We start from the raw sequence: 23,921 nt of genomic DNA, 5'->3' as shown, positions 1-23,921 counted from the left end.
CCGCCAAACGGCCCGGGTGCAAACCCGCTGCGCATTTCTGCTGGAACTGCTTTGACATGACCAACAAGACCATCGTCGTGCTGCTGAAAGGTTATCCGCGGCTCTCGGAAACGTTTATCGCCCAGGAACTGCTGGGGCTGGAACGGGCAGGCTTTACCCTGAAGCTGGTGGCCATGCGCCGCCCGACCGACAAGAAGCGGCATCCGGTGCATGACGAGATAAAGGCGCCGGTCAGCTACCTGCCGGAATACCTGCATGAGGAACCGGTGCGGGTGGCAAGAGCGCTCATGAAGGTCGTGACGCTGCCGGGTTTCGGCTCGGCGCTCAAGGCGTTTTTCCGCGACCTGCCGCGCGATATCTCCCGTAACCGTTTCCGGCGGTTCGGGCAGGCTGCGGTTCTGGTGGCCGAATGGCCAAACGATGCCGGTTGGCTGCATGTGCATTTCATCCACACGCCGGCAGCCGTTGCCCGCTACGCAAGCCGCATGAGCGGCATTCCCTTTACCGTTTCGGCGCATGCCAAAGATATCTGGACCTCCGAGGCGTGGGATCTCTCCGACAAGCTCGATGAGGCCGATTGGACGGTCACCTGCACCAAGGCCGGCCATGAGCGGCTGCAGAGCCTTTCGGCCCGCGACAACGTGCATCTGAGCTATCACGGGCTGGATCTCGAACGGTTCCCGCATTTTGCAGGTACCCGCCCTGCCCGCGACGGGCGCGATCCGGATGATCCCGTCCGGATCGTCAGCGTCGGCCGGGCGGTGAAGAAGAAGGGCTATGATACGCTTCTGAGGGCACTGGCGCTGCTTCCCAAAGAGCTTGCCTGGCGCTTTACCCATATCGGCGGCGGCGATGAGCTTTCTCCCCTGAAGGCACTTGCCGAAGACCTTTCGATCGCATCCCGCATCACCTGGAAGGGTGCGCTGGACCAGCGCGAGGTGCTCGACCATTACCGCGACAGCGACCTTTTCTCGCTCGCCTGCCGGATCACCGCCGACGGCGATCGCGACGGCCTGCCCAACGTGATGGTGGAGGCCGCAAGCCAGAACCTTGCCGTGGTGGCGACCAATATTTCAGGCATTACCGAACTTTTCGTCGATGGCGAAAACGGACTGCTGGTTGCGCCGGAAGATCCCTTGGCACTGGCGGCAGCGCTTGAAAAAGCGATCCGCGAGCCTGCACTTCGCCAACGCCTGGGTCAGGCTGCCGAGGCAAAGGTGCGCCACGACTTCGACCACCATGCCAGCATTGCCGACCTCAAGCGGCTATTCACGCAAAGTTTTGCGAGCCGGGAGGCCCATCGATGAACAACGATCCCTCAATCGGCAAAGGTAGGCGCGTCCTCTTCTACGTGCAGCATCTACTGGGCATCGGTCACATCGTTCGGGCCAGCCGCGTGGCATCGGCCCTGCAGAGCGCCGGGTTCGATGTGACGCTGGTGACGGGCGGCACGCCGGTGAAGGGCTTTCCGCCTGAAGGCATGGCGCATGTGCAACTGCCGCCCGTGGTCGCCTCCAACAGTGGATTTTCGGCACTTGCGGATGCGGTGACCGGCGAGCCTGTCGACGAGGCTTTCCAGGCCCGCCGCACCGGCCTGCTGCTCGATCTTTTTCACGACCTGAAGCCTGACGTGGTTATCACCGAAGCCTTTCCCTTCGGTCGCCGGCAGATGCGGTTCGAACTTCTGCCGCTGCTGGACGCGATCAGGTCTGCCGAGCCAAAGCCGCTGCTTCTTGCCTCCGTGCGCGACATTCTGCAGGAGAACCGCAAGTCCGGCCGCGACGACGAGACGATTGCCCTGATGCGCGATCATTTCGACGGCGTGCTGGTGCATGGCGATGCGGGCTTCGTGAAGCTTGAGGAGACTTTTCGCAGGGCTTCGGAGTTCGCGACCAAGATCCATTACACCGGTCTCGTCGCACCCAATACGCCCACCCCCTCGCCCGACCGGTTCGACGTGCTGGTCTCCGCCGGCGGCGGTGCCGTCGGTGCCGGACTGATCGGCGCGGCCCTGGAAGCGGAGCGCATTCTCAACGATGGCCGCAGCTGGTGCGTCATCACCGGGCCCAATCTTCCCGCAGACGATTTCGTCCGTATCTCGAAAGAGGCCGGCTCCCGCGTGACGGTCATCCGCTTCCGCCCGGACTTCCCGTCGCTTCTCGCAAACGCGGAGATCTCCGTCTCGCAGGCGGGCTACAACACCGTCTGCGACCTCTTCCGCACCACCTGCCGGCCAGTCCTCATCCCGTTCGCGACCGGCGGCGAGACAGAACAGACCGCCCGCGCCGAAAAGCTTAAAGCGCTGGGCCTTGCGCAAGTGGTGGATGAGGCATCGCTGACCGGCCACGCGCTTGTGGAGGCCATCCAAAGGGCGAGCAAGGTCACGGGCGTTCGGGAGCTGCCGTTTTCGTTGGATGGTGCGGAGAAGTCGGCCGCGATCGTGGCGGGAATGCTGGACGGGCGCGGCTGAAGCGCGATCTTGTAAGGTGAGACTTTTCGGGATGGAGCCTTGCGGGGACAAAGGTCAAACTGGTCGGAGTGAGAGGATTTGAACCTCCGACCCCGTCGTCCCGAACGACGTGCGCTACCAGGCTGCGCTACACTCCGTGACCAGTGGCGCCTCTATAAACCGGCATTTTCCGTTGCACAAGCGTATGCTTTGAAAAAATATGAGGTCTCGTGCAGGCCTCATCATCGCTTCAAATACCTCGAGAACAAGGCGTTGCAAAAAAGCGGCTCGGATGAAAATTGAGAGCTGTTTGGAAAGATGATGTCGCGACAGGCAGCGGAAATCTGTTAGTGCGAGATCAAAGCTTTGCCCATCTCAAAAGCCCTGCCTGGCAGGCATTGTCTGGGGCGATCACCACATGCAAGAGGATTTGTTGAAGATTATGAGCCGCCGCCTGTTCCCCTTGACCGCCGTTCTCGCGGTAGCGCTTTCTGCATGCACCACTGTCAGCGTTGCCAGCAGCCCGATCAACACCTACTGGACCGGCCGTTCGGCTGGCGAGTTCTTCGCCAAGTTCAGCCCACCCTTGAGCGATGTCGATAGCGGCAGCTCGACGATCTACAACTGGCGCGGCGGCTATACCCGCATCAAGCTTGCAAACGGCAAATCGGTGAGCGTCAGCTGCTCGGCCAAGGTCACCGTTTCCGAAAGCTACACGATCCGTGACATCACCATCACCGCAGATCGTCCCGGCTCCACTGGCCCAAGCTATTGCGAAGAACTGCTGCTGCCGAAGAAGTAAATGGAACGGGCATCGCCGTCACTCGGCGATGCCCGTTCAACGGCTCTCCCCATCGAGGGGATAGAGGATCCGTCCGAGGCGTCTCAGCCACGGATTGGATAGCTCGCGGAAGAACAGGATCGGGTTCCGGCGGAAATCGCGCGCATCCTGCTCTGACCCCGCCTTAGCAATTAGCCAAGCAATCGGCACGGTCAGCAGATGCCGCCAGCCGAACAGGCCATAGGCCCCCCTCATCGCGAAGCCCGGCCGCGCCGGTATCGGCACTTCCTTGATTTGAGTTTCCGGCATGCCCTTTTCCCGCCACTGGAGCGCCAGCGCCAGACAGGTTTCGAAATCGATCTGGGTTCCATCGACTGGATTGAAATAGCGCGGATAGAAAAGATAGGCCGCGGCGAACAGCTGTTCGATAGTAAGCTTGCGGCCCCGCCGCGGGTTCGGCTGCCGATCGTCGGTCAGGCCCCACCCGGCATAGAACGGACATCCAGCCAGCGTCACGGGAAGGCCCCGCAGCAGCGCTTCGAAACCTGCGAGCGACGTTATGGCGTAGACATGATCGGCGCGCGCGAGAAGCTCCGGAAGCGACACCGGCGCGGAGACAATTGTTGCGAGATGGGCGACGTCTAACGGATCGGACCACTGCCGACGGACACCGTTCAGAACATCGGGATGCGGCTTGTAGAGGATTTCGGCATCCGGGTTTTCCGTGGCTGCCAACCGCACGAGGTCGTTGTTGGTAAACGGACGATCGCAGCCGAAGCGGATCGACGCGTCGTCCTCCACCTGGCCGATAACAAGGATGCGACGTTGCGCCTGCACCACAGCATCGGCCGGTACAGCCCTTGCCGCCAGGAGATCTGCTCCTGCGCCTTGTCGGGCAGCGGCATTGTATTTGCTGAGGCCGGACCGGAGCAGAAGATCGATGCCGGCCCTTGCCCGCTCCATCAGATCAGGGTCGGCATCGAAATCATAGCTGTTCAGGATATCTTCGAGATCGGAGGGCTGGCGGCTGTCGAAATAGGGCGTGCGGCTATCAAGTGTGAGCGAGAACGGCAGGCTCTTGCTGGCATTGCCGACCAGCGAGCGGATGAACCCGTCTTCCAGAAACACGACCGGGATATGGTTGGAATGCGCGAATTCCAGGATGGCATCCGAGACATTCCGGCTCCAGACCAGCAGGGTCGCGCCGGGTGTTGCGAGGATTAAGTCCTGCCAGTCTCGAACAAACGTGAGATCGCTCAGGTAAAGCGGCAGGTACTGAAAGCTCGAATGCGGAAAATAGGCCTCCAGCATCCCCCGCTTCCAGCGGCGGATATGCACCGCAAACACGTGTCGTCCGTCAAGACCCGGCACTCCAGCGGCAATCATCCTCGACTGTCTTCCTTGTTCAAGCCTGTTTGTATCGGCGACATCGGAGGTTTTACGGCAATGGCGGGCGTCCGTCACGTGATTGCTAGGGAGACCTGAGACCGCTTCCGCAGCGCGGTCAAAAGCGGGGCAGGTTCTGTGATAAAAGCGCTGGCGACTGGAGTGTCAAGCGACAGCACTGACTACATGGACGCAGCGGCTGTGGCACGAGCAATCAATCTCAACATCCCGCTTATCTGCGTGGGAGCGCGCGACGGCAGTTTGGAGGATGATCGGTTCCCCTCGCTTCATGAACCGAAGCCGAGCAAGACCCCTGTAGCGGTCCAGGCACCGACTTCTTCTCCGGCGAGAACGTTCATCGCCGAACTTAACAACGTCGGAAACAGAGCAAACTGTTCGGTATCGACAAGCGCCCTGCTGACAATGGCCGACTGCGCCCGCATACGGGCAATGACTGCATCCCGGCCCTGCTTGCCTTGCTCTTGGTAGCGGCGAAGCTGCAGTCTCCTCAAACGCAGCTGGTCTGTCGTACTTGCGGGCAGCAGTTTCTGGACGCGGACACCCGCATCGATAGCCTCGGAGATTCGTCCTGCCGCTTCGAGATAATTGCGCTTGCGACGAAATAGAGAGACATTATCCGGCGAGATCGCGATCGCTTGGTCGAGCCAAAGCAAGGCCTTGTCAGTCTCTGCCGTCTTAAAATAGATGTTCGCCAGCTGAACCATGTCTGAGACACTGTTCGGTGCCAGGGATATGGCGACAAGGGCGGCGTTCTCCGCATCCAGCATTCGGCCCACAGCTTCAAGGCAAACGCGTCGGCGGCGAACGGTGGAAAGGTCGAGAGACGCCTCAGGATTCGCATCCAGATGCTGCAGTGCCTCGGCGTGGGCTCCCTTTGCGATCAGCATTCCGGCCAATTGCATTCGGTCGGACACGCTTGCGGGCAAAATTTCCAACACCGTCAACGCGTCGACGAATGCCGCATCCAGACTGCCACGTTTCTCCAGGAGGTTCCTCCGGGTACGGAGCAGACCAACATTGCGGGGTGACAGTTCGAGGCCTGCATTGATGGCGTCCAGAGCTGCGTCCTGTTCATCCAGTCTGCTGCAAAGGGAAGCGAGCCGATGGTAGAGCGATACCGTTCCGCCTCCAGCGACAATTGCATCCTTGGTTGCCTTTTTAGCCTCGCTGAGAGCCCCGCTCGCAATCATGACAGCAACCTGCTGGTACAGAAAGTCTGGGCGGCTACCGCCAATTCCGACGGCTACTTGCGACAGACGCGCAGCCTGCGCAAATCGGTTGCGATCAACCGCGCACTTGGACATCTCGTTGACTATGACGGCGGAGCGCCGCTTGGAACCGGCAGAAACGATACGCGGGCCGGGACAATCCCCCGCTAGCGCAGCCTGGGCAAACGGCTTCAGTTTGCCGATCTCGAGCATCGCCTGAGCTGAAGGATGGCCGGAAAAGGGGAACTCAACAAAATGCGCAACGGGGAACGCCGGACGAACCTCTCGTTCGATATAGGCTTTGTCCGCTGCGACGAGAGGGTCGTAGACAACATATGGCCTGAGTATCGGGTCGGAAATATCCTTCAGTGGCCTGTGCTGTGTTGGCCAACTGGTGACAAAGTGGGAATAGCTGGTGATAAGAAATCTCGGGTCGATCGAGTTGCGCGGCGAGATCGCAATGGCCGTCGCGCCGATGCAGCTGGCATAATAGAGAGCCGCATACCCACCCATGCTGGTGCCATACGTGAACCGCCGATTAAAGCCCCCTAGAACCGATTCTAGGGCTTCGGTAAAATCTGCAAAAGAGAGGTCTCGATACCAGTTGTCATGCCGCTTCTTCACAGAGACGACGGCATAGCCTTGCTTTTCGAGAAACTTTTGTCCGAACCCATCGCGGCTGGGATCGTTTTCGCCGAAAGACGAAAAGGTGACGACAACGCCCAAGCGTGGAGCTTGATACTGTCCAGCTTCGATAACGGTGTGGCCGTTGTCAAATAAGACGATCCCCACGTCCCATGCTCCCCAATGCAACTATGAATACATAGTCCAAAGTGCAAGCACAGGCAATCTCGGATTGCTCGGTAACGGAATACAACCAAGCCTGCCGTGGTATTCTTGCATCGCTAGTCAAGCGGTTCCCGAAAAACCGTACGCCTTAATGATGGATACGCATATCCCGAAGCGCACGCTCGAGAGCCAGCCCCAAGAGCAGAACCGCGCAGGTCCAACCGATGATGTAGGGGACCGACAGCAGGTGGGTCGGATACGTGGGGTAAAAGCCCAACCTAAACAAAGCCACAAAATGCATGATCGGGTTGTAGGCGAGGATCTCCTTCACCTGTGGGACCATGTATTCCGGAATAAAGAATACGGCGCTGAAGAAGATCTGGACGCGGGAAATTAAGCCCCACGCGAATTTCCAGGGAGGAAAGAGAGCGATCAAAAAAGAATTGATGAGACCGATACCAAACGAAAATAACGCGATTAGAATGCCGAATTCGATGATGGAACGGGGATTATAAGGTATTGCAAACTTCGAAAGGTCGAACGCGGCGATCATCGCGAAAAACAGGATGAACATCATAGAAAAAGACATAAACTCGACGAACGTTCTCGCTACCGAATAGTCGATAGCTTCAACGTATGGAATTGTCGTCACAGATTTTGCTGCAGCGATAGCAGAAGCCGCACGGATACTCATCGTTCGAAAAAAAAGAACTGGGAAGATTCCAGTTGTAATGAACAGTAGCAGACTGTCTCCAATCAAAAGACCTCGATGCATAAATGTGAAGATAACCCAATGCACCAGGATGAATACTAACGCCTCCAAAAGATCAAAAAGCTGCATGAACGCATGCTTGCTATTGCGTAGCCTGACTTCGCGGATGGTGAGGGCCGTGACGACCCGCACCTGACGCTGCAGGCCCAGCGCAACCGTGTTGAGCAGCATATCAGACGTGATCCCTGATACTGTAGTAGACTAGCGTCAACACGACCCAGATACCACAGGCTGAGAGGAAGACAAGAAAGGTATCGAAGAATACCTTCGGATAGGATGCAACCTCAGGCAACCCCGGCTGCACATAGGTCGCAAGATAGATCTGGTTGTGGCTCGCTTGTGCTCTAGCCGATTCGTAGTTCGTAAGAGCCGACTGATAGAGTTTTGTTGCGATCTCGACATCCGTTTGAATTTGGTCGTAGCGTGTCAGCACCTGTGCGTTGATCATTTCACTGCCGGCACTTCCACCCTGCATGTTGCTGCCAACCTGGTCTTGAAGCTGTGCGACCTGCTCCTTGGTCGCGTTGATCTGGTTCCTCATCACAGACAGACGTGGCGACTTCGGGTCCATATATTGCGTCAAACTGTCATACTGCGCCTGCAGGCTGGCGAGTTCGCTGCGCAGCTTCAAGTTCAACTGAAGCCGACCGTCGGCCTCCTTGCGCGCATCGATCGACTTTTGGGTCGTGCGCAACTCTGTCTCTTCGCGACGAACATCCTTCAGGCGCGACTCGGCACGGGCCATTTCCGTATGCGCAAAGTCCATCTGGCTCTTGCGGGCTTCGTCAGAAATCTGATTGACCAGGCTCTCGCAAAGGACCTTAAGCGCGTTGGCGATCTTCTGGGCGTCGGCTGGCGTGAACGCCGCGACTTCCACGACGTTGATACCCGTCGTGATATCGTAATTCGTATGGATCGACGAGTTCCAATATTTGACGAGCGTTTCCAGCGAAGCCGAAGGATCAAGTCGGCTCATGTAATCAACGGCACCGCTGGAATATATCTGTCGAAGTCCGACAGCTTCCTCGAGCGCGACGACCGCATCGCGGCTGCCCACGTAGTCAGACACGATATAGCTGTTCGACATGATTAGCAGAGAGTCAGCCGACGACGAGCCCGCCCCCGCGCCGAGGTTTGGCCGCACGGAAAAGCGAAATTCCGAAACATACTGGGGCGCCGCAAAGAACGCGTAATAGACACCTGCGATGATCGTTGGGATAATCACGGCGATCAGGAAGAAAATCCATTTACCCCAGGTCTTGAGTCCGCCCTCGGAGGGCGCTCCGCGAACCTTGTAGGTAACTACGCTCTTCTGGCTGGGCGGAACTAAAGTGGGCTTCAGATCGGGGGTTCTTGCCGGAAGGTTGGCTGAAGACGGCTGCCGGCGGGCAAGGCCTGTCCCTCCAGGACGCACCTCATCCAGCCGCCTGAGCAGTGAGCCGTCTGACTTCATCCGATCGCCCTTTGTCAAATATGTTTGCTATGAAAAGTAACATAACGAAATGTCAGTCACCAAACAACCCGGCGCTCCACGTCTCGACCAGAAACGGGATCGTGAGCGCGTGTTAAACAGCGATATCGGCTTTTCGAAGGCTCAAGAGCGCTCGGCTTACAATCCGTTCACAGTGGAGGCTACACCCGCGCCCTGCGTGACAGGGGAAACAGTCGTGCTGACTAGGGTAGAGAACTTACGAAGCTCCGCAAGCGATGAGTTGGCAATATAAACCAGATCGCCGTTATTGACCTTGAAGCTCTTGAGGACGAAGAAGCCGCTCGGGTCCTTCAAATCGATCTGGTAGATGACGTTGACTGTTCCATCCGAATGCATGGCGCGCGCCGACGGATTGAAGCGACGAACCTCCGCGAGAGGTTCTCGACGATAGATGAAGATGCCCTTTGCGTTGGCGCGTTCATCGTTGAGACCACCTACCTTCGCGAGAGCCTGATTGAGGAAGAGCTGCGACTGGTCGAACGGCACGGATGCGTTGGCTGTCGCGGCGCCGAACACCGTGAAACTGCGCGGCTGACGGATCAAAGCGATGACGTCGTTAGCCTGCACATAGATGTTCTCGCGCGGGCTGGAGATCAATTTCTCCATCGGCATCGTCTCTGTCCGCATACCGCGCGAGATCTGGACAGCCAGCTGATGCGATTCCATGCGAGGTCCGCCCGCAGCGGCGATGACGTCCAGAAGACGTCCGCCGCCCGCGGTCAACGGAATTCGCCCGCTGGAGGCAACTTCGCCTGTCACAGTCACAGCGTTCGCATTGTTCTTTGCGACGTTGACGAGCACTTGTGGCTCGACTGCCATGCCGGAAAGAGCCTTCTCGATATCGGCCTTGACTTGCTGAGGGCTGCGTCCAGCGGCGCGGATCGTACCGGCATAGGGAACGACAATCATACCGCTTTCAGAAACAGGCTGCTCAGGAATCTGTGCACCACCCTGCCGTCCCGCGCCTGCGGAGAACAGGCCGTTCTCAGACGCTTCCCAAATCGCGACGGTGACGACGTCGCCGACGCCGATGAGGGATGTACTCGCGCGGCCGGAGTTACCAAAGGCAACTGACAACGGCTTCTCATCAGAAACGGAAAGAAGATCGGCAACTCGCTGCGTGACATTGATCAGAACGTAGGGTGCTTCGACAGAACTTGAACCCGATTCGATCTGACCAGCACTCGGGCCGGAGCTCGGAATAACGGAACATGACGTTGCAAATGAGCAAAGGGCTACCGCCGATGCGGCCAAAAGTCGTCTATGGGACTGCATTCACTTTTACTCTTCGCAATGGCTGCAACACTCCCCTGAGGAGCGCCAGCATCAGTAAACTACCGAGCAATCTTGTTCAACTGCGAATCCGGATATGAAACAGATTTGCAGAGGTATTTCCTTGTAAAAGGATTGGCTTAACAATTTCTTCTAAAGTGGAATCTTGGACAGGATCGCGGGGGGTATCTCCCACTCGGCTTCACTGAGATCCACGTGCTTCCTCAACGGAAAAGCATCAAAAAGAGCAGTGGAATCATAGCTAAGCGGTTCCCAATTTTCGTCCAGAAAGCGAATCACATTCTCCCAATCCGTGTGGTCATCGAGCGGCTGGAGATAGCTTAAAACGGTCTCGCGGCCGGCGCCGCTGTAAAAGTCCTTCATCCGGTGATCGATCGGCTGGCTGCCATCGATCGCGAGCGATCCGGACTCGCCGCCATAGGTCGCAAACCAAGCACACGGTATACCGTAGGTCTCGGCAATCACGAGACCATGCAAACTTGTCGACAGGATCCGCCGACAGGCAAGAATTTCCTCCGTCTTCGATCGGAGCCCGTCAATAGTCGCTGGTGTGTACGTGTTGATGATATGCACGCGCTCCGCCAGGTGCGGCGGAATTTGGTACCGCGCAATCGCCGCTTTTACCAGCGCGTTGGCATTTGGTGATTCAAGTTCGGATATGTGGACGATTACGCCGAGATCCCATTTCTTCACGTTTGGATCCGGAAAGATTTTGGGCAGGAACCAGACAGGATCACCGTAGGCTTCTGGTACGACAATACCCTTTGCGCGGAGCGCTGCGGCGGTTCTGCGGCCGCGCACCGCGTGGACGACAAGTTCGGTGTCATCTGGAATCTGGTAACCGACAAGGTCGCCCGTGCGATCGCGCTGCATGTCAAATCCGGTACCCCAGAGATGCACCTTGCCGAAATGCAGGGCATGTCCGATCGTACCGACAGCAGCCAGGCGCTCCTTCTTGGCACTGAAAGGTGCTCTGAGAATTGGCAGCCGAGACATGGCTGCAACGACGACTGCACTCAAGGCATCGCCGAGATTTGCGTCGTAATGCGTGTCCGTTGTCCAGACCCAGGTGAACCTGAGCGAGCGCGGACGGCCGAGCCTTGGCCGTGTCACAGCTCCGCTGGCGGGATTTTTTTCACGGCTGAGAAACCGCTTTGCGGCACTGAGTGGCATGGAGCTCTCGCTTACCGAAAGTGGGAAATGACGCGTTTAAAAAGCGAGGAACCGACGTTCGTCGATGGCTCCGGCTTTGGCGGGATCATCCGGCTCAATGAGGGATGATCGAACGCACTTCCTGTCGGCCCTTTACTCAGAGGCGCGACCTGAAGCGGAAACGCTTCAATGAGTGCATCTTCATCAAGCGTCTTCGGGAACCAGACGCTGTCGATCGCACGGATCAACTCACCCCAGTCCGTAGGCTTGGAACGGGGCTGATACCAGACATCCAAAGCCGTTTGACCGAGCCCCCTGTAGAGATCGTTGAAACGCAGATCGATCACATCCGGCTCAGAAAAATCGATTTTTCCAAGCCCAGCACGGGACGCCCGCGGGGAGAAATACAGACAGGGAATACCGTAAGATTCGGCGAAAACCATGCCGTGCAAGCTGGTCGAGACAATCCGCTTGCAGGACAGAATATCGTCGAGGCGCTCGCGAAGCGCGGCTGTGGTGGGAGCGGTTACGGTATTGATCAGCTTGACGGATGTCTCGTCCGCCCCGGACAACCGATAGCGAAGATACTCGCTCTTCGGCGTAGCGACGTAGTTGCGGTCAGCGAGTTCTGAAAGGTGCAGGATGACACCCAGTTCAAAGCGCTTTTCCTTCGGCGCCGCGTGAAAGCGCGGCAGCAGCCACAGCGGATCTCCGTAGATAGCCGGGCCGGCCTGATCGAGTCCGAAGACCTCGCGCGTGAAGGGTCCCCGCGTCGCATAGGTCGTTATGGTCGTATCCTGCGGGCGAGAATAGGGAACCTTTTCCTTCGGTGCGTCGTGTGGGTTAAGATGGGGAGATGTACCAGTACCCCAGAAGGAGACATCGCCTCCCCTGAACATGTGACCTATCGTTCCGACGGCTGCCAGGCGCGTCTCACGGGATTTTGCAGCGACGTGTTTTACAGGCAGCCCCGATATAAACGATACGATGACCGGCGACAGGGCGTCACCGAGATTGAAATAAGACTGTTTGGCCGATTGCCCCACCCAAGACAGAGGAATGGTGCCGGTCGAGGCCACAACCTCCTTCAAACTGTTTGACATCTCGTCCCATTCTCGTGTTGGAAATATACGTCTAGGTCTTGCGCCAGAGTGGCGCAATCGGTCTTATCACTAGGACTTAAAGCAAAACGCCACCGTTTTTCAATCGCCCCGCTGCCGTCACGTGCATAAACATTGCGGCACCAATCTGACAAGAGTATCAGAAGAGCCAGATGTTCAAGCTGCAGATGCCACCAGTTCCGATCGAAACCAGCCAGGTACTGTTCGATCTCTCACGGTTGTTGCGCAGCCGGAACAGGGCGTTTGCAACCGGAGTCGATCGCATCGATCTGGAGATCGCGCTTGATCTTGCAGCTCGGTTTAAAACGTCATGTTATTTTCTCTATGCCGGAGCAGCTGGTGTAACTATCTTGCGCCACGAGACTGGCATCTCCTTGCTTCGCGCCCTCGATGCGCGGTGGAACGGTAAGCAAAGCCCTAACGAACGCGCTCGAAGTACCCAGTCGTACACAGCCGAGATTGCATATGGGTCGGTCACGAGACGTGACCGGAGAACGGTTGTCACCTCCGACACGACCTATGTCGTTGCATCGCATTCGGGACTTGGAAAAATTAAGGGGGGGATCGGTCGACTCGATCCCCGGAAGGCGATGAAGAGGGTCATCTACATTCATGACATCATCCCTTTGGAGATGCCGGAGTATCAGCGTCCGGAAACTCGCCCGGCTTTCGAAAATTATCTGGGCGAGTTAATGGATGCGCCGGTGACCATCGCATCGAACTCGCACGACACCGATACGCGCTTTCGCCAACTGGCCGGGACAAAGGGGTGGACGGTCGAGAGGTTTATCGTCCTTAAACCGGCGCTGGTCCCAACCACCGCTGCGCGGCTTCCGATCCGCACCGAAATCGAGACCTTTATCTCTCGCCAACGTTCATTTTTTACCGTCATCGGTACGATTGAACCGCGAAAAAACCATCTTTTGCTTCTGAACCTATGGCGGCAGATGCTGGAGCAGCAAGAAGACGCGCCGCATCTCTGCATCATCGGTAAAAGAGGCTGGGAGAACGAGAACGTCTTGGATATGCTGGACAGGTGCGTGGCGATCAAAGGTAGCGTCACCGAATTCGGCGACCTTTCGGATGGAGAAGTGCAAGCCGTGATGAAAGCATCGACTGCGCTGCTGTTTCCGTCCTTTGTCGAAGGTCTTGGCATCCCACTTCTGGAAGCTGCAGCCCTTGATCTGCCCTGCATCGTTTCCGATATTCCCGTTTTCCGCGAGATCGCTCCGACAGGTACGGTGTTTCTTGATCCGCTCGATGGTCCAGGTTGGAAGCGCGAAATCATTTCGCGGTCGCTCCCTCCTGCCCACGACATAACGAGACAGGTCGGATAGATGTCAGTCGTTTTTGAAAACGTCTACAAAACATTGAAGCAGAAAAACAAGAAAACGAAAGTTTTCGAAGCTGCCGATGTGACGTTCAGCCCCGACAGGATCACCGGCATCCTGTCGCCCAGCGGCGCCGGCAAAACCACGGCGACCGATCTCACCACCGGTAAACTGCGGCCAGATTTCGGGCGCGTCAAACGCAGTTCGTTGGTTTCCTTTCCCGTCGGTGGTGGCGGTGTGTTCAACAATCTTCTCACGGGCCGCGAAAACCTTGCGTTCCTCTGCCGGGTCTTCGGGTTCGACCCGCGCCCGATCATCCAGTTCGTTGTCGATTTCGCCGATCTTGGTAAGACGATTGACAAGTCGTTCAAGCTCTACAGCAGGGACGAGCGTACCAAGTTCATCTTTGCCTCAAGTTACGCCATCCCCTTCGACACCTATGTGGTGGACGACTCGCTGATTGGTGGGCGCGGACCGTTTCGCGATCAGTGCACGAGCCTTGTCAGAGAAAGAATGGAGACGTCCGGCTTCATCATCTACACCTCCTCTCCGACGGTCATTCGCAAATATTGCAACGAGTTTTACGTCATAGACAGAATGAGTATCCAGCAGACAGATACCGCCGATGAAGCGATCGCTCTACTCGGTGAAGCGACGTTGCGCGATGGAGACGGGACTAGCGAAGACGCCACTGGAGGTGAAATCCAGTTGGTCAATCCAGGATAGCCTTGAGGAGATCAGTGATGCGCCGGGCTCAACGGTTGCAAATTTAGGCTCGATCCCGCAATTAGGGTCGACGACAACAACTCGGGCTACAAACTTCTCCGATACGTGCAAAACAGCGAAAGTCCAGCAAGAGACATCATGACCAACAGACGCATTATGATTGACGGCTACAACCTTGCTCTGGAAAGAGGCACGGGAGTTGCCACGTATTCGCGCAATCTTAGCCTGGAACTGTCAAAGCTCGGACACAAGATTGATCTGCTCTACGGCCTGCGGACGTCAACCGGTACGAACCCTCTGCTTAACGAAGTAAACTTCTTCGATCCGGTGACGAAATCGCCGAAGACCATGGACGTGGCAAAAACGCTCCTGCGATCACCGATGGGATTGAAGGCTCGCGAAGTACCCATCACCGGCAAGGTCATTGCGAGGCACCCGACGAGGATATTGCCCCCGTACGACCGCATCTTCAACTACCAGCACCTCTTCACCGTCGCTCGTTGGCATTTCAAGGTCTACGGCAAGTTCATGGAGACCTCGTATGAGCGCCCCGCTGAAATTGCCCACTGGACTTACCCGCTTCCCATCCGCCTGAAGCACGCCCAGAACATCTACACTATCCACGATCTGGTCCCGTTGCGCCTTCCCTACACAACACTCGACAACAAGAAGGAATATTTCCGCGTTGCGCGCGATATCGCCCGTGACGCCGATCATATCGTGACGGTATCCGAAGCGTCCAAGCGCGATATTGTCGATCTTCTTGGCGTACCCGAGGAGAAGGTTACGAACACCTATCAATCGGTCAGCTTGCCGAGTGCAATTCTGGAGCGGCCATTCGACGAAGTTGCGACAGAAGTCGAAGCGATCTTTGGTCTCGAACCCAAGAAATATTTCCTGTTCTTTGGCGCAATTGAACCGAAGAAGAATGTTGGCAGGATTATCGAAGCCTATCTCGCGAGTCAGTCAAGATATCCGCTAGTCGTGGTAGGGCAGTTGACGTGGAAGGATGCCAACGATCTGCGTCTCCTCGGCGTTTCCGGACAAAGCGGCGGTAAAAAAACCGTCGATCCGTCGATCAGCGCTGTTTCACGAGCCCAGCAGATTATCCGTCTAGAATATCTGCCGCTCAACATGCTCGCCTCGATCATAAGGTGCGCGCGCACCGTCGTGTTTCCTTCGCTTTACGAGGGTTTCGGCCTGCCTATCCTCGAGGCGATGCAGCTTGGCACAGGCGTGATTACAGGGACGGAGGGATCGAACCCGGAAGTATCGGGCGACAGCGCCTATCTCGTCGACCCATATGACGTCGGGGCGATCGCACGGGCGATCCGTGACATGCAGCACGATGACGACATGGTTGCGCATTACGAGGCAGCGGGGCGAGAACGCGCCAAGCTGTTTTCGCCAGAGCGCTACTCAGAACGACTAACTGAGCTTTACAAGAAGCTAAAATGAGCCGCATATTCAAAATAACCGAGGCTATAGGCCTAAGGAAAAGGGGATTGGACATCAGCGAAATTGCCTCAAATGCTGAGCCGCCCCGCAACGACGACCTGCTCGGACAGGCTCGCGATCTCGCAGCGCAGGCTCCCGATGCGCCGTCCTCTGCACTTCTGCTGGAACTTTGCGCGGCTATTGAAGCAGGTCCGCGCGACATTGCGGAGATTAGACGAGAGATTTTTCGAGATGCCGTGAAGGGCATCGCCAACGTCATTCGTAACGGACAGCTGCCCGCGGAACTACCTTTAGCTAAAATGGTACCCGGCGGATACGGTTCACCCGAATTGCTGGCTCAGGAGATCGAAAAAGCGAACGCGACCAAGCCGATCACTATTGGCGAATTACGAAGCATTCGCGGAAAGGTGAAGGCGGCTGAGGAACCAAGCGAGGCCATCGACGATCTTGCCAAGCGCATCTACTATGCCAAGATCTTCGACACGAACCCCTCGACCGAAGATATCCTGCCGCCGGGCTCGCCGTCTCGGTCGCTAGACCTGATGTCCATGATCATTCAGAGAGTGCTCCCGAATGGCTGGTGGACATTGGGTAGCAACGGCGAAAACCTCAGTGATCCTTCGATCGCGAAGGTCGGCACTTGGGCTGGTGACGAACCGAAGCCTGAGTCGGCTCCTACCCCTGCCCTGGCTTTGCTGAGTGCGTTTATCCTCACCCTCATCGAGACGGCAAAGAAAGACGCCTGATGTTTCAACGCACCCGCCGCCGTAGCAGTGGGTGCGTTACGCCGTGCGATCACGCGCGTTTTTTCGCAACGCGGTTGATCTCCTTGACGTCATGCCGGAAAATCAGGTTGTTTAAGACCGGATGTTCCCAAATGGTCGTTCCGGCCGCGGGTATGATCGGGTCATAGTCAACCGGGAAGGCGTCGATGAGCGCCTGTTCATCGAGGCGCCTCGGTTGCCATGCCTCGGCAATGGACTTCGTCAAGTCATGCCAGTCTGTCTGCTCGCCATGCGGCTGCGTATAAACCGGCAGACTGGAAAGACCCAGACCGCGGTAAAGATCGACAATGCGAAGGTCGAGGACCTCGTCCGAGTGCAGATCTCGCACACCCAGGCCGCTCTCTGCGCCGGTCGACGGAAAATGGAGGCAGGGTATGCCGTAGCTTTCCGCAAACACCATTCCATGAAGGCTTGTGGAGACGATGCGCTCACATGCTAGGATTTCGTCGATCTTGCCGCGTATGCCCTGGATGTCGATCGCGCTCACGGTGTTGATGATGCGGATGTCGTCCCGCATTTCTAGGGGGATCTGATAACGGAGAAGCTCGGCCCGCAAATGCGCCTCCGGATCGCGATCGGAGAGCTCCGAAAGGTGAACGATCACCCCAAGCTTCCACTTCTTCTCGACTGTCGGATTGTAGAAACGTGGTAGCAGCCATACAGGATCGCCGTAAACCCCGACTGTTCCCTCTCCGCGGCCAGTCAAAATGCTTTCGGACACGGGGCCGCGCGTGGCAGTCACCGTGAAGCTGGAATCAGGCGTGATTTCAAACTCGCAGCGCTCCGCCGCGGGCGCAGAAGGATTTGTCCATCTCGAAGATCCCGTGCCCCAGAAAAACACCTCGCCGCCGGAAAAGCCGTGGCCGATGGTCCCGACGCAACCCATCCGAAGCGCTTGGGTTTTCGTTGGAAGGCGCTGTACAGCTTGACCGGACATGAGTGCGACCATGACGGGGCTCAGCGCGTCACCGATGTTGAGGTAGTCCATTGCCATTGTGGAACCAGCCCACGCGAGCGGCACATAGCCGCTCGTACGGGCGAACTGGGCAAGCGCATTTGTCTTCATAGATACCTACTAATTAGGAGATTGCATGCCCTTGGGTGCAATCGTTGTTACCAGCCAGAACCATCGCCAACGGCCTATGCTCTTTGCCGGTCAGCCTGGACAGGCGTTGCCCTTACATTACTTTGACGTGGCTTGGAAAGCCTAGCAGCGCGGCGCTCCGTCTGCCTCAGCCGCCGTCGCTCTTCGCGCTCCCCGATCGTTGTTATCCATTTGTCCATTGACCTTGCAAGAGCGGCGTCCTCTTTTGCCTGCTGCCGATGCGCGACCGCAAGCACCCTGATGGCGAGCAAGATACCTGCGGTCGTCAAAAGAACGACTGCGCCGATTGTAGATATAAAGATCATCGCGATACTCATGTCGAGCATATGTGTTGCCGCAGTCGGCTATGCAACATAGCGGCCGGTATCGACTCCGTGATCAGGCCGGCACGCCACGCTGCTCAACGCCAGTAGATGTCATTGGCAAGTCCGTTGATCGATTTGATATAGTCCATCTTTGGGGCAGCCGGCGATGCGTTGGTGTAGTCCTCGCATAGCGTCATGTACCACACATGTCTTTCGCCAGAGCTCGGGTCGGTCACTAGACGGCTGTAGACGTTCGGTTCAGAAGAAACACCCGACACCTGTAAGTTGGCGTTATATCTAACAGCCGCCAATTCTGGCCTGCTGCATCGACCCGCCGAGAAAAGCCTTTGTGCCAGGTCCGCAGCGGACTTCTGAGACCGCGGATGAACCCAGTCCTCACGAGCCCACTTTTCCCAGCGAGAGAGACCAAATTCCCTTGTCCAGTAAGTCTGCTCGACTTGCATTGCCTTCCCGGGTCCCTTGCCATCCTCGCCGCTACGCGAGTAGTGGCTTGAGACAATCGACAACAGACGACGGTCTGACTTGTAGGTGAAATCATCAACAGCCCAGGTGGTGAGGCCGCGATTGTAGCGCGTTGCGCAGGCTACCGGCAGTTCGGAAGGCTGACCGTTGTGAAGCTTGCTTGGAAACACGCCATATCCGCTTTCGCCTCTCGCCGGAACAGTTGCCGGTGCGATCACCCATCCTCGGAAAAAGCGGCGCGACGTACCGCCGCTATCGGCGCACTGGTCCGATTCAAATGTCGACAAGGCAACGGGGCTATAGCTTCCCATCAGGAAACCATACCCTTTGTCGTACCACTGGATGGAAAGTCCATTGTCTTCGGCACCTTCGACATCGTCAACCGATTGGGGGCCCGCGCACCCCGCCTTGAAAGTAGAGCTCGTGATGCGCGTATTTGCCCCGATGGTGACGGGTATGTTTACCTTGGTGACGGCGCCGCCGGCGCACTTGGATCTTGGTCCAGAGAAGTTCTGCAGGATATAGGTAGGCTGTTCACCAGGCTTGATGTTGCGCCGACTGCTGCAGTCCGGCGAGCCAGGGATCTTACCCATCGCAACGGAGCCATCCGACTGCGTGCACACGTCCATTGTCATGAAGTCCGAGATGGGCCCTGAGCCTTCGGCCGCCTGAAGCGCCTGTGGCGACAATGAGACGAGTGCTGCGGCAACTCCGCCCAAAACGTTGGAACGGGAAAAGCAGGACCGACGCAAGGCGCCATGCGAGCGAGTATTCATCATCAATCTTTCTGAGCTCCGGCGCGATTGCGGCACTGTCAGCATTCTCAATAACTAAGGCGACAATGCGGTAACGCGTCTGCTATTCTTCCGAAAGAAAAGCAGTCTCTTTCCACGAGTTTTGGATGGTTTCCCTCTCCACACTTTCCGTTCTGGTTGTCATCGGTGCAGTCGTCCTGTTTACGGTTGCCGGGATCGGCTTTCATCGGAAGGTGCAGGAACAGGAACGTCAGCGTGCCGAGTATCGTAGGCGCGCCGAGGTTAAACTGCGTGCTAACGCCCTAAAGTTGAAATGGCGGTCAATACTCAGACCCCTGGGGATGAAGGGTATTGCACTGGAACCTTATCGCACCATGAAGTCGGTTGACCACCGGCGCCGGATCAATCTGCACGCCGATCTGGATAGTGGCCCAATGCAGTAGGATTGATTTGCAAGCAAGGTTTCACTTCAAGAAAACCCGGCAGTCTACAAGAGGGTGATAACCGAAACTGTTGAATTGACTCAACCAAATTGCGATGTTGTGTCGACCTCCGATTGGCATGCAATGTTTTGGGATGGATGACGTAAATGAGTTTGCACCAGGCTGCACTCACGGAAATGACTGCTCGTGCCGATCGTTTGCGTGACAATAGACAATGGCTGGCTGCGGCCACGCTCTATGGCGAAGCACTCGAACACGGCAAACCATCGGCGGAAGGCTGGGTCCAGTACGCGCACATGCTAAAGGAGGCAGAGCTGTTCGAGGCGGCGATCCGAGCCTACGAGTTCGCCATCCACTGCGACGGAACTTACCCCGATGCCCGCCTCCACCTTGCTCATCTTTTCAAGCGCCTAGGTCAGTTGTCCAACGCACTTGCTACCTTTGAAGCCCTAAGCGCCCTGCCGCTGTCACCACCTGTCGAGCAGGAGATCGCTGGCCTGCGCGTTTCTCTAATGCAGGCAGGACCGAATGCGCCGACTAACCTCGGTACACGGAATGAGGGCATGGAGACCGCTACGTGCCTTGCTGGTTTTTCCAGGCTGCAAGGCCGTGAGGAGATCCGGATTGCGGAGATCAATGAGCGCAACGGCCAACGGGATGGCGAAGCCACGCCGTTCGGTTTGTCCATGGTTGAGATACTGAGGCTCGCGAAGGAACGGTCCTTGCTGGCTCGCCTCAATCCGAAGGCTCACCTCGTCATCCGCGACAACAAGTTCGTCGCGACAACGAAAGAACCGCAGTTTTCGGTCATCGTGGAAGGTGAGCAACTTCGTCCCGGCTGGTTTTCGATCGAGCTTGAGGTGTCGGGAACGGCGATGGTTTTTACCCCGGTTCTGTACGTCGAACCTCGTGCGGAATGGTCGAGATTTTCTACATTCAACCTGCGACCCCAGGGCAATGGAAAGTTTCGTGCAGTCGGCTTGCTTGAAGACGCGGTGTTACGCCTTCGTCTCGATCCAGCGAGCACCGAAGGAAGCTTTGTTGTCAACGCATTCTCGCTTCGACAGATTGGTATGGCAAGCAGCTTTAGGCATGCTCGCAGGATAGACCGTGATGCGGCGCGCGCTGCTTTAACGGACCTCAGGACACACCGCTCCTCAAACCGGTTCGCCCACGATCTGGCAAAAATACTGTCTTATCCCGGACGCGACGCCTACGAAACCTGGATCGCCAAGCACGATACCGTAAGCGATGAGGACCTCGCGCGGTTCAGGCGGGCGGTCGATCGCTGGCGAACACGCCCGATGATCTCGGCCGTCGTTTCAATCAGTTCAGAGACGGCCGAGCGCGGAGAAGAGACACTCAGATCGCTGAAGCGCCAGATCTACGAGAACTGGCAACTGCATGTCGTTTTGGCTCGAGATGTTCCGCAAAATAGCCAGGATGCGATCACGAGCCTTCAAGAGAACGACACAAGGTTTATCACTACCTTTGCCGAAGAGGATAAGACCGCGCAGTCCCTACTCAATGCTTGCGACGGGCGCTTTGTAATTTTCCTGTCGGCAGGAGACATACTGGCCCCAATCGCGCTCTATAAGCTTGTCGAGCACCATATCGCCAAACCCATGTCGAAGCTAATCTACAGCGATGAAGACGCAATCGAGAACCAGCGTCGGCATTCTCCGCTTTTCAAGCCGGACTGGGATCCGGATTATTTCTATGCAACGAACTATGTGGGACGATCGGTTGCGTTCGAGACCGGTCTTGCACAAAGTTGCTGCCCTTCTTTCGGCAACCTCGCGAACCTCGATACGCAAGAGCTCGTGCTGCGAGCGGCCGAAGTGCTGTCCCCGGACGAGATCACGCATATTCCGCGTGTGCTCTACCACCGAGGAAGTCCAGCAAAGACGAGTGGCAGTCCCTTGCTGCCCTATCCAATGACGGAGGCCCGGCGTCAGGCGGTTGAGGACAGTCTCCGTAGGCAGGGCCGACGAGCAAACACTTCAACCCTGCCTGGAAATCTTTGCCGGGTCATCTGGCCAGTTCCCGATCCTGCGCCGCTGGTGACGTTGATTATTCCCACGCGCGACTACGCCGATTTGCTGTGAGCCTGCATCGACTCCATTTTGGACCACACCGACTATCCCGCTTTCGAGATCGTCATCGTGGACAATGGCAGTGTGGAACAAGAGACCCTTGCTTACTTCGATACTCTGCGCAGCAGACACAACATTCGCATCCTAGCGGCGCCGGGGCCATTCAATTTCTCCATACTCAACAACCGCGCCGTCGAAAACGCACAGGGCAGCATGCTCGCCCTGATCAATAACGATATCATTGTGACTGATGGCGGCTGGCTTCGAGAAATGGTTTCTCAAGCCAGCCGTCCTGAAATCGGCGCTGTCGGAGCCAAGCTTCTCTACGACACGGGACACATCCAGCATGCGGGCATCATCTGTGGTATCGGTCTGGTGGCCGCGCATCCCCACAAGTTTCGCGGTGGCGATGATCCAGGCTACATGGGACGGATTGCGGCGACCCAATCGCTGTCCGCCGTCACCGCGGCCTGCTTGATGGTCGAAAAAGCGAAGTATTGCCAGGTAGGCGGCATGGATGAGGACAACTTGAAAGTGGCTTTCAACGACGTCGATCTGTGCCTTAAACTCGACGCGGCTGGCTACCGCAATCTCTACACTCCTCACGCTACGCTCATTCATCTTGAAAGCATCAGCCGTGGCCTCGATACATCGTCACAAAAGGCAGAGCGCTATCGCGCCGAAGCGGCTTTCATGCTGGCAAAGTGGGGCGACAAGGTCAGACGCGATCGGTTCTACAACGTGAACCTCACTGCGGAACGAGAGGATTTTTCATATAGAGACTGATAAGCGGAGAGAAGTCGAGCCGGCTACTGCTGCAGAGGAAGTACGGTTGCTTGTATCTCCCGATCTCCGGAACTTCGCTCGTCAACTGCTAAGCATCATCCTCGGGCTGTGAATGTAGTGCGCAGGAGGAGGCTCGAAGTCTGCCCCATGCTCATCCGCATACCGAATGCCATTGCCGCGAAGAACCGCCTTTCCAAAATGCTGCAAGCGCCCCTTAAGCGAAAGTTGACCTGCGTCAATTGAGGGGGAAACTACGGAGCGTCTGGGAGCAACCTTTTAAGGCTGCACTCATATCTTCTTCATCAACGCAAGAAGAGAGGGCATCATGAGTGTAGCCAAGCTCCAGTACGGGGACCGTTTCGGTGACGACGTAAAGAAAATCTCGCGCACGGCGTTGTCCGCCTCAAGTTCTAGCGATGCTGCGCTCCCATCAGCGAAATACACACGCTGGTTTCATGGCGAAGCGGGCGAGCCGGAACCGATGGCAACATCAGCCAAAAAGTTTCGACGGCTCGCCGCAGACATGGTTCTTTCAGAAGTCATCGCTGTCACGAAGGAGAACCTGTCGATCCTCGGCGACGATGCCAATCACCTCTTCGCCTCTTCGCTTCCGACAGGGCACCGGATGCGCAAGGCAATTCGTGCGTCGATTCTGCAGTCTGTCCCGCATCTTGGAGCCTGCAAGTTCGGGGAAGTCGTGACCGAGCACGGCCCCAACGCCATCGCCGTCACGCAGATGTTCATCGCGAATTTCGACGGCGAGATCAACACGTCCGCAGGCGGCACAGATCTTTACAAGCCGCGAAGCCAGGACTTCGACCAGATGTTCTTCGGCCTCCACGTACTCCTCGACCGCAATGGCAATTTTCTCGGCTTCAATCACCGGCTCGGCGAAAATGGTCTGGCCTTCCAGACCAAGAATATCTCCACTGCCCTCTACAATGTCGCATCGACAAGTACCGGATTGTCGCTTGAGGCTCTCCGGGAAAGAGCTGCCATCAATCGGGTTGTAAACCGGTAACCGAGAGCGTTTCCCAGCGAGAGTAAATCATCCTGCCGGCGCAGGATTTCGGACAGGCAAGGCGAAGGGCATATCTGTGGGTACGTCAAAGCCGATCGGCTTTGATCCTGGCGAAAGGCTGCCCGGCCCATCGGGTTGGCTGGATCGGGAGGCCTGAGCGCCC

Annotated in this window: 20 protein-coding genes and 1 tRNA gene; 11 read left to right on the top strand and 10 right to left on the bottom strand. The window is 57.0% G+C overall.

Features of this window, described 5'->3' with window-relative positions; all coding sequences use genetic code 11:
• Positions 1-56: 56 nt before the first annotated feature.
• Positions 57-1,307, top strand: a complete 1,251-nt coding sequence (locus ACQY1P_RS09250) for a glycosyltransferase (RefSeq protein ID WP_430256219.1) — start codon at positions 57-59, stop codon at positions 1,305-1,307.
• On the top strand, positions 1,304-2,470 hold the full coding sequence (locus tag ACQY1P_RS09245) for a glycosyltransferase family protein (protein WP_430256217.1): 1,167 nt from the start codon (positions 1,304-1,306) through the stop codon (positions 2,468-2,470). Before ACQY1P_RS09250 ends, ACQY1P_RS09245 begins: the two co-directional genes overlap by 4 nt.
• Before the next feature lie 60 nt (positions 2,471-2,530).
• On the opposite strand, the gene ACQY1P_RS09240 is transcribed toward ACQY1P_RS09245, so the two are convergent.
• Positions 2,531-2,607 (bottom strand) — tRNA-Pro (locus ACQY1P_RS09240).
• A 284-nt stretch (positions 2,608-2,891) separates the two neighbouring features.
• Here ACQY1P_RS09240 and ACQY1P_RS09235 point away from each other — a divergent pair.
• A complete protein-coding gene (locus tag ACQY1P_RS09235) occupies positions 2,892-3,251 on the top strand; it encodes a hypothetical protein (RefSeq protein ID WP_062453565.1) in 360 nt (119 codons plus the stop codon).
• Between the two features lie 36 nt (positions 3,252-3,287).
• Here ACQY1P_RS09235 and ACQY1P_RS09230 read toward each other — a convergent pair whose 3' ends face one another.
• The 7 genes from ACQY1P_RS09230 to ACQY1P_RS09200 all read right to left on the bottom strand — a co-directional run bounded on the left by ACQY1P_RS09230 (position 3,288) and on the right by ACQY1P_RS09200 (position 12,446).
• A complete protein-coding gene (locus tag ACQY1P_RS09230; RefSeq protein WP_430256215.1) occupies positions 3,288-4,616 on the bottom strand; it encodes a capsular polysaccharide biosynthesis protein in 1,329 nt (442 codons plus the stop codon).
• A 287-nt stretch (positions 4,617-4,903) separates the two neighbouring features.
• Complete coding sequence (locus ACQY1P_RS09225) at positions 4,904-6,637, bottom strand: hypothetical protein (RefSeq protein ID WP_430256213.1); 1,734 nt, start codon at positions 6,635-6,637, stop codon at positions 4,904-4,906.
• A 145-nt stretch (positions 6,638-6,782) separates the two neighbouring features.
• Positions 6,783-7,577 (bottom strand): hypothetical protein, encoded by a 795-nt coding sequence (locus ACQY1P_RS09220; protein WP_325261542.1) that lies wholly within the window; start codon positions 7,575-7,577, stop codon positions 6,783-6,785.
• 1 nt (position 7,578) lies between these two features.
• Positions 7,579-8,859 (bottom strand): hypothetical protein, encoded by a 1,281-nt coding sequence (locus ACQY1P_RS09215; protein ID WP_325261544.1) that lies wholly within the window; start codon positions 8,857-8,859, stop codon positions 7,579-7,581.
• A gap of 156 nt (positions 8,860-9,015) precedes the next feature.
• Positions 9,016-10,152, bottom strand: coding sequence for a polysaccharide biosynthesis/export family protein (locus ACQY1P_RS09210; protein WP_062453569.1), 1,137 nt, complete (start codon positions 10,150-10,152; stop codon positions 9,016-9,018).
• Between the two features lie 171 nt (positions 10,153-10,323).
• Entirely contained in the window at positions 10,324-11,364 is a 1,041-nt protein-coding gene (locus tag ACQY1P_RS09205) for a polysaccharide pyruvyl transferase family protein (RefSeq protein WP_325261547.1), read from the bottom strand.
• Between the two features lie 11 nt (positions 11,365-11,375).
• Entirely contained in the window at positions 11,376-12,446 is a 1,071-nt protein-coding gene (locus ACQY1P_RS09200; protein ID WP_325261549.1) for a polysaccharide pyruvyl transferase family protein, read from the bottom strand.
• Between the two features lie 170 nt (positions 12,447-12,616).
• On the opposite strand from ACQY1P_RS09200, the gene ACQY1P_RS09195 reads away from it, so the two are divergent.
• From ACQY1P_RS09195 to ACQY1P_RS09180, 4 genes are all read left to right on the top strand, one after another.
• A complete protein-coding gene (locus ACQY1P_RS09195; protein WP_325261551.1) occupies positions 12,617-13,801 on the top strand; it encodes a glycosyltransferase family 1 protein in 1,185 nt (394 codons plus the stop codon).
• Positions 13,802-14,521 carry a hypothetical protein gene (locus tag ACQY1P_RS09190; RefSeq protein ID WP_062453573.1) on the top strand — a complete coding sequence of 240 codons (720 nt, stop codon included), beginning with the start codon at positions 13,802-13,804 and terminating at the stop codon, positions 14,519-14,521.
• 105 nt (positions 14,522-14,626) lie between these two features.
• On the top strand, positions 14,627-15,979 hold the full coding sequence (locus ACQY1P_RS09185) for a glycosyltransferase family 4 protein (RefSeq protein ID WP_430256209.1): 1,353 nt from the start codon (positions 14,627-14,629) through the stop codon (positions 15,977-15,979).
• Between the two features lie 47 nt (positions 15,980-16,026).
• Positions 16,027-16,725 carry a hypothetical protein gene (locus ACQY1P_RS09180; RefSeq protein ID WP_162728249.1) on the top strand — a complete coding sequence of 233 codons (699 nt, stop codon included), beginning with the start codon at positions 16,027-16,029 and terminating at the stop codon, positions 16,723-16,725.
• 49 nt (positions 16,726-16,774) lie between these two features.
• Here the strand turns inward: ACQY1P_RS09180 and ACQY1P_RS09175 are convergent, their stop codons facing one another.
• Together ACQY1P_RS09175 and ACQY1P_RS09170 are read right to left on the bottom strand one after the other, a co-directional pair.
• Entirely contained in the window at positions 16,775-17,758 is a 984-nt protein-coding gene (locus ACQY1P_RS09175; RefSeq protein ID WP_430256207.1) for a polysaccharide pyruvyl transferase family protein, read from the bottom strand.
• Positions 17,759-18,269: 511 nt separating this feature from the next.
• A complete protein-coding gene (locus tag ACQY1P_RS09170; protein WP_325261558.1) occupies positions 18,270-19,436 on the bottom strand; it encodes a hypothetical protein in 1,167 nt (388 codons plus the stop codon).
• Between the two features lie 122 nt (positions 19,437-19,558).
• Between ACQY1P_RS09170 and ACQY1P_RS09165 the strand changes: the two genes are divergently transcribed.
• From ACQY1P_RS09165 to ACQY1P_RS09150, 4 genes are all read left to right on the top strand, one after another.
• Entirely contained in the window at positions 19,559-19,855 is a 297-nt protein-coding gene (locus tag ACQY1P_RS09165) for a hypothetical protein (protein WP_325261559.1), read from the top strand.
• 146 nt (positions 19,856-20,001) lie between these two features.
• A complete protein-coding gene (locus tag ACQY1P_RS09160) occupies positions 20,002-21,963 on the top strand; it encodes a hypothetical protein (protein ID WP_430256205.1) in 1,962 nt (653 codons plus the stop codon).
• Between the two features lie 6 nt (positions 21,964-21,969).
• Positions 21,970-22,737 carry a glycosyltransferase gene (locus ACQY1P_RS09155; protein ID WP_430256684.1) on the top strand — a complete coding sequence of 256 codons (768 nt, stop codon included), beginning with the start codon at positions 21,970-21,972 and terminating at the stop codon, positions 22,735-22,737.
• A gap of 325 nt (positions 22,738-23,062) precedes the next feature.
• A complete protein-coding gene (locus ACQY1P_RS09150) occupies positions 23,063-23,758 on the top strand; it encodes a DUF6656 family protein (RefSeq protein WP_113489988.1) in 696 nt (231 codons plus the stop codon).
• Positions 23,759-23,921: the final 163 nt, after the last annotated feature.

Origin of the sequence: Neorhizobium sp. DAR64872/K0K18, assembly GCF_050500175.1 — a bacterium.
Classification (GTDB): domain Bacteria; phylum Pseudomonadota; class Alphaproteobacteria; order Rhizobiales; family Rhizobiaceae; genus Neorhizobium; species Neorhizobium soli.
The sequence above is the reverse complement of the archived record's forward strand: the minus strand, read 5'-3'. Positions and strand labels throughout refer to the sequence as shown.

Bases quoted from the DNA above. Each gene is read 5' to 3' on its own strand.
- ACQY1P_RS09250 (WP_430256219.1), top strand. From the start codon at position 57: ATGACCAACAAGACCATCGTCGTGCTGCTGAAAGGTTATCCGCGGCTC.
- ACQY1P_RS09245 (WP_430256217.1), top strand. From the start codon at position 1,304: ATGAACAACGATCCCTCAATCGGCAAAGGTAGGCGCGTCCTCTTCTAC.
- ACQY1P_RS09235 (WP_062453565.1), top strand. From the start codon at position 2,892: ATGAGCCGCCGCCTGTTCCCCTTGACCGCCGTTCTCGCGGTAGCGCTT.
- ACQY1P_RS09230 (WP_430256215.1), bottom strand. From the start codon at position 4,616: ATGATTGCCGCTGGAGTGCCGGGTCTTGACGGACGACACGTGTTTGCG.
- ACQY1P_RS09220 (WP_325261542.1), bottom strand. From the start codon at position 7,577: ATGCTGCTCAACACGGTTGCGCTGGGCCTGCAGCGTCAGGTGCGGGTC.
- ACQY1P_RS09215 (WP_325261544.1), bottom strand. From the start codon at position 8,859: ATGAAGTCAGACGGCTCACTGCTCAGGCGGCTGGATGAGGTGCGTCCT.
- ACQY1P_RS09205 (WP_325261547.1), bottom strand. From the start codon at position 11,364: ATGCCACTCAGTGCCGCAAAGCGGTTTCTCAGCCGTGAAAAAAATCCC.
- ACQY1P_RS09200 (WP_325261549.1), bottom strand. From the start codon at position 12,446: ATGTCAAACAGTTTGAAGGAGGTTGTGGCCTCGACCGGCACCATTCCT.
- ACQY1P_RS09195 (WP_325261551.1), top strand. From the start codon at position 12,617: ATGTTCAAGCTGCAGATGCCACCAGTTCCGATCGAAACCAGCCAGGTA.
- ACQY1P_RS09190 (WP_062453573.1), top strand. From the start codon at position 13,802: ATGTCAGTCGTTTTTGAAAACGTCTACAAAACATTGAAGCAGAAAAAC.
- ACQY1P_RS09175 (WP_430256207.1), bottom strand. From the start codon at position 17,758: ATGGCAATGGACTACCTCAACATCGGTGACGCGCTGAGCCCCGTCATG.
- ACQY1P_RS09170 (WP_325261558.1), bottom strand. From the start codon at position 19,436: ATGATGAATACTCGCTCGCATGGCGCCTTGCGTCGGTCCTGCTTTTCC.
- ACQY1P_RS09165 (WP_325261559.1), top strand. From the start codon at position 19,559: ATGGTTTCCCTCTCCACACTTTCCGTTCTGGTTGTCATCGGTGCAGTC.
- ACQY1P_RS09160 (WP_430256205.1), top strand. From the start codon at position 20,002: ATGAGTTTGCACCAGGCTGCACTCACGGAAATGACTGCTCGTGCCGAT.
- ACQY1P_RS09150 (WP_113489988.1), top strand. From the start codon at position 23,063: ATGAGTGTAGCCAAGCTCCAGTACGGGGACCGTTTCGGTGACGACGTA.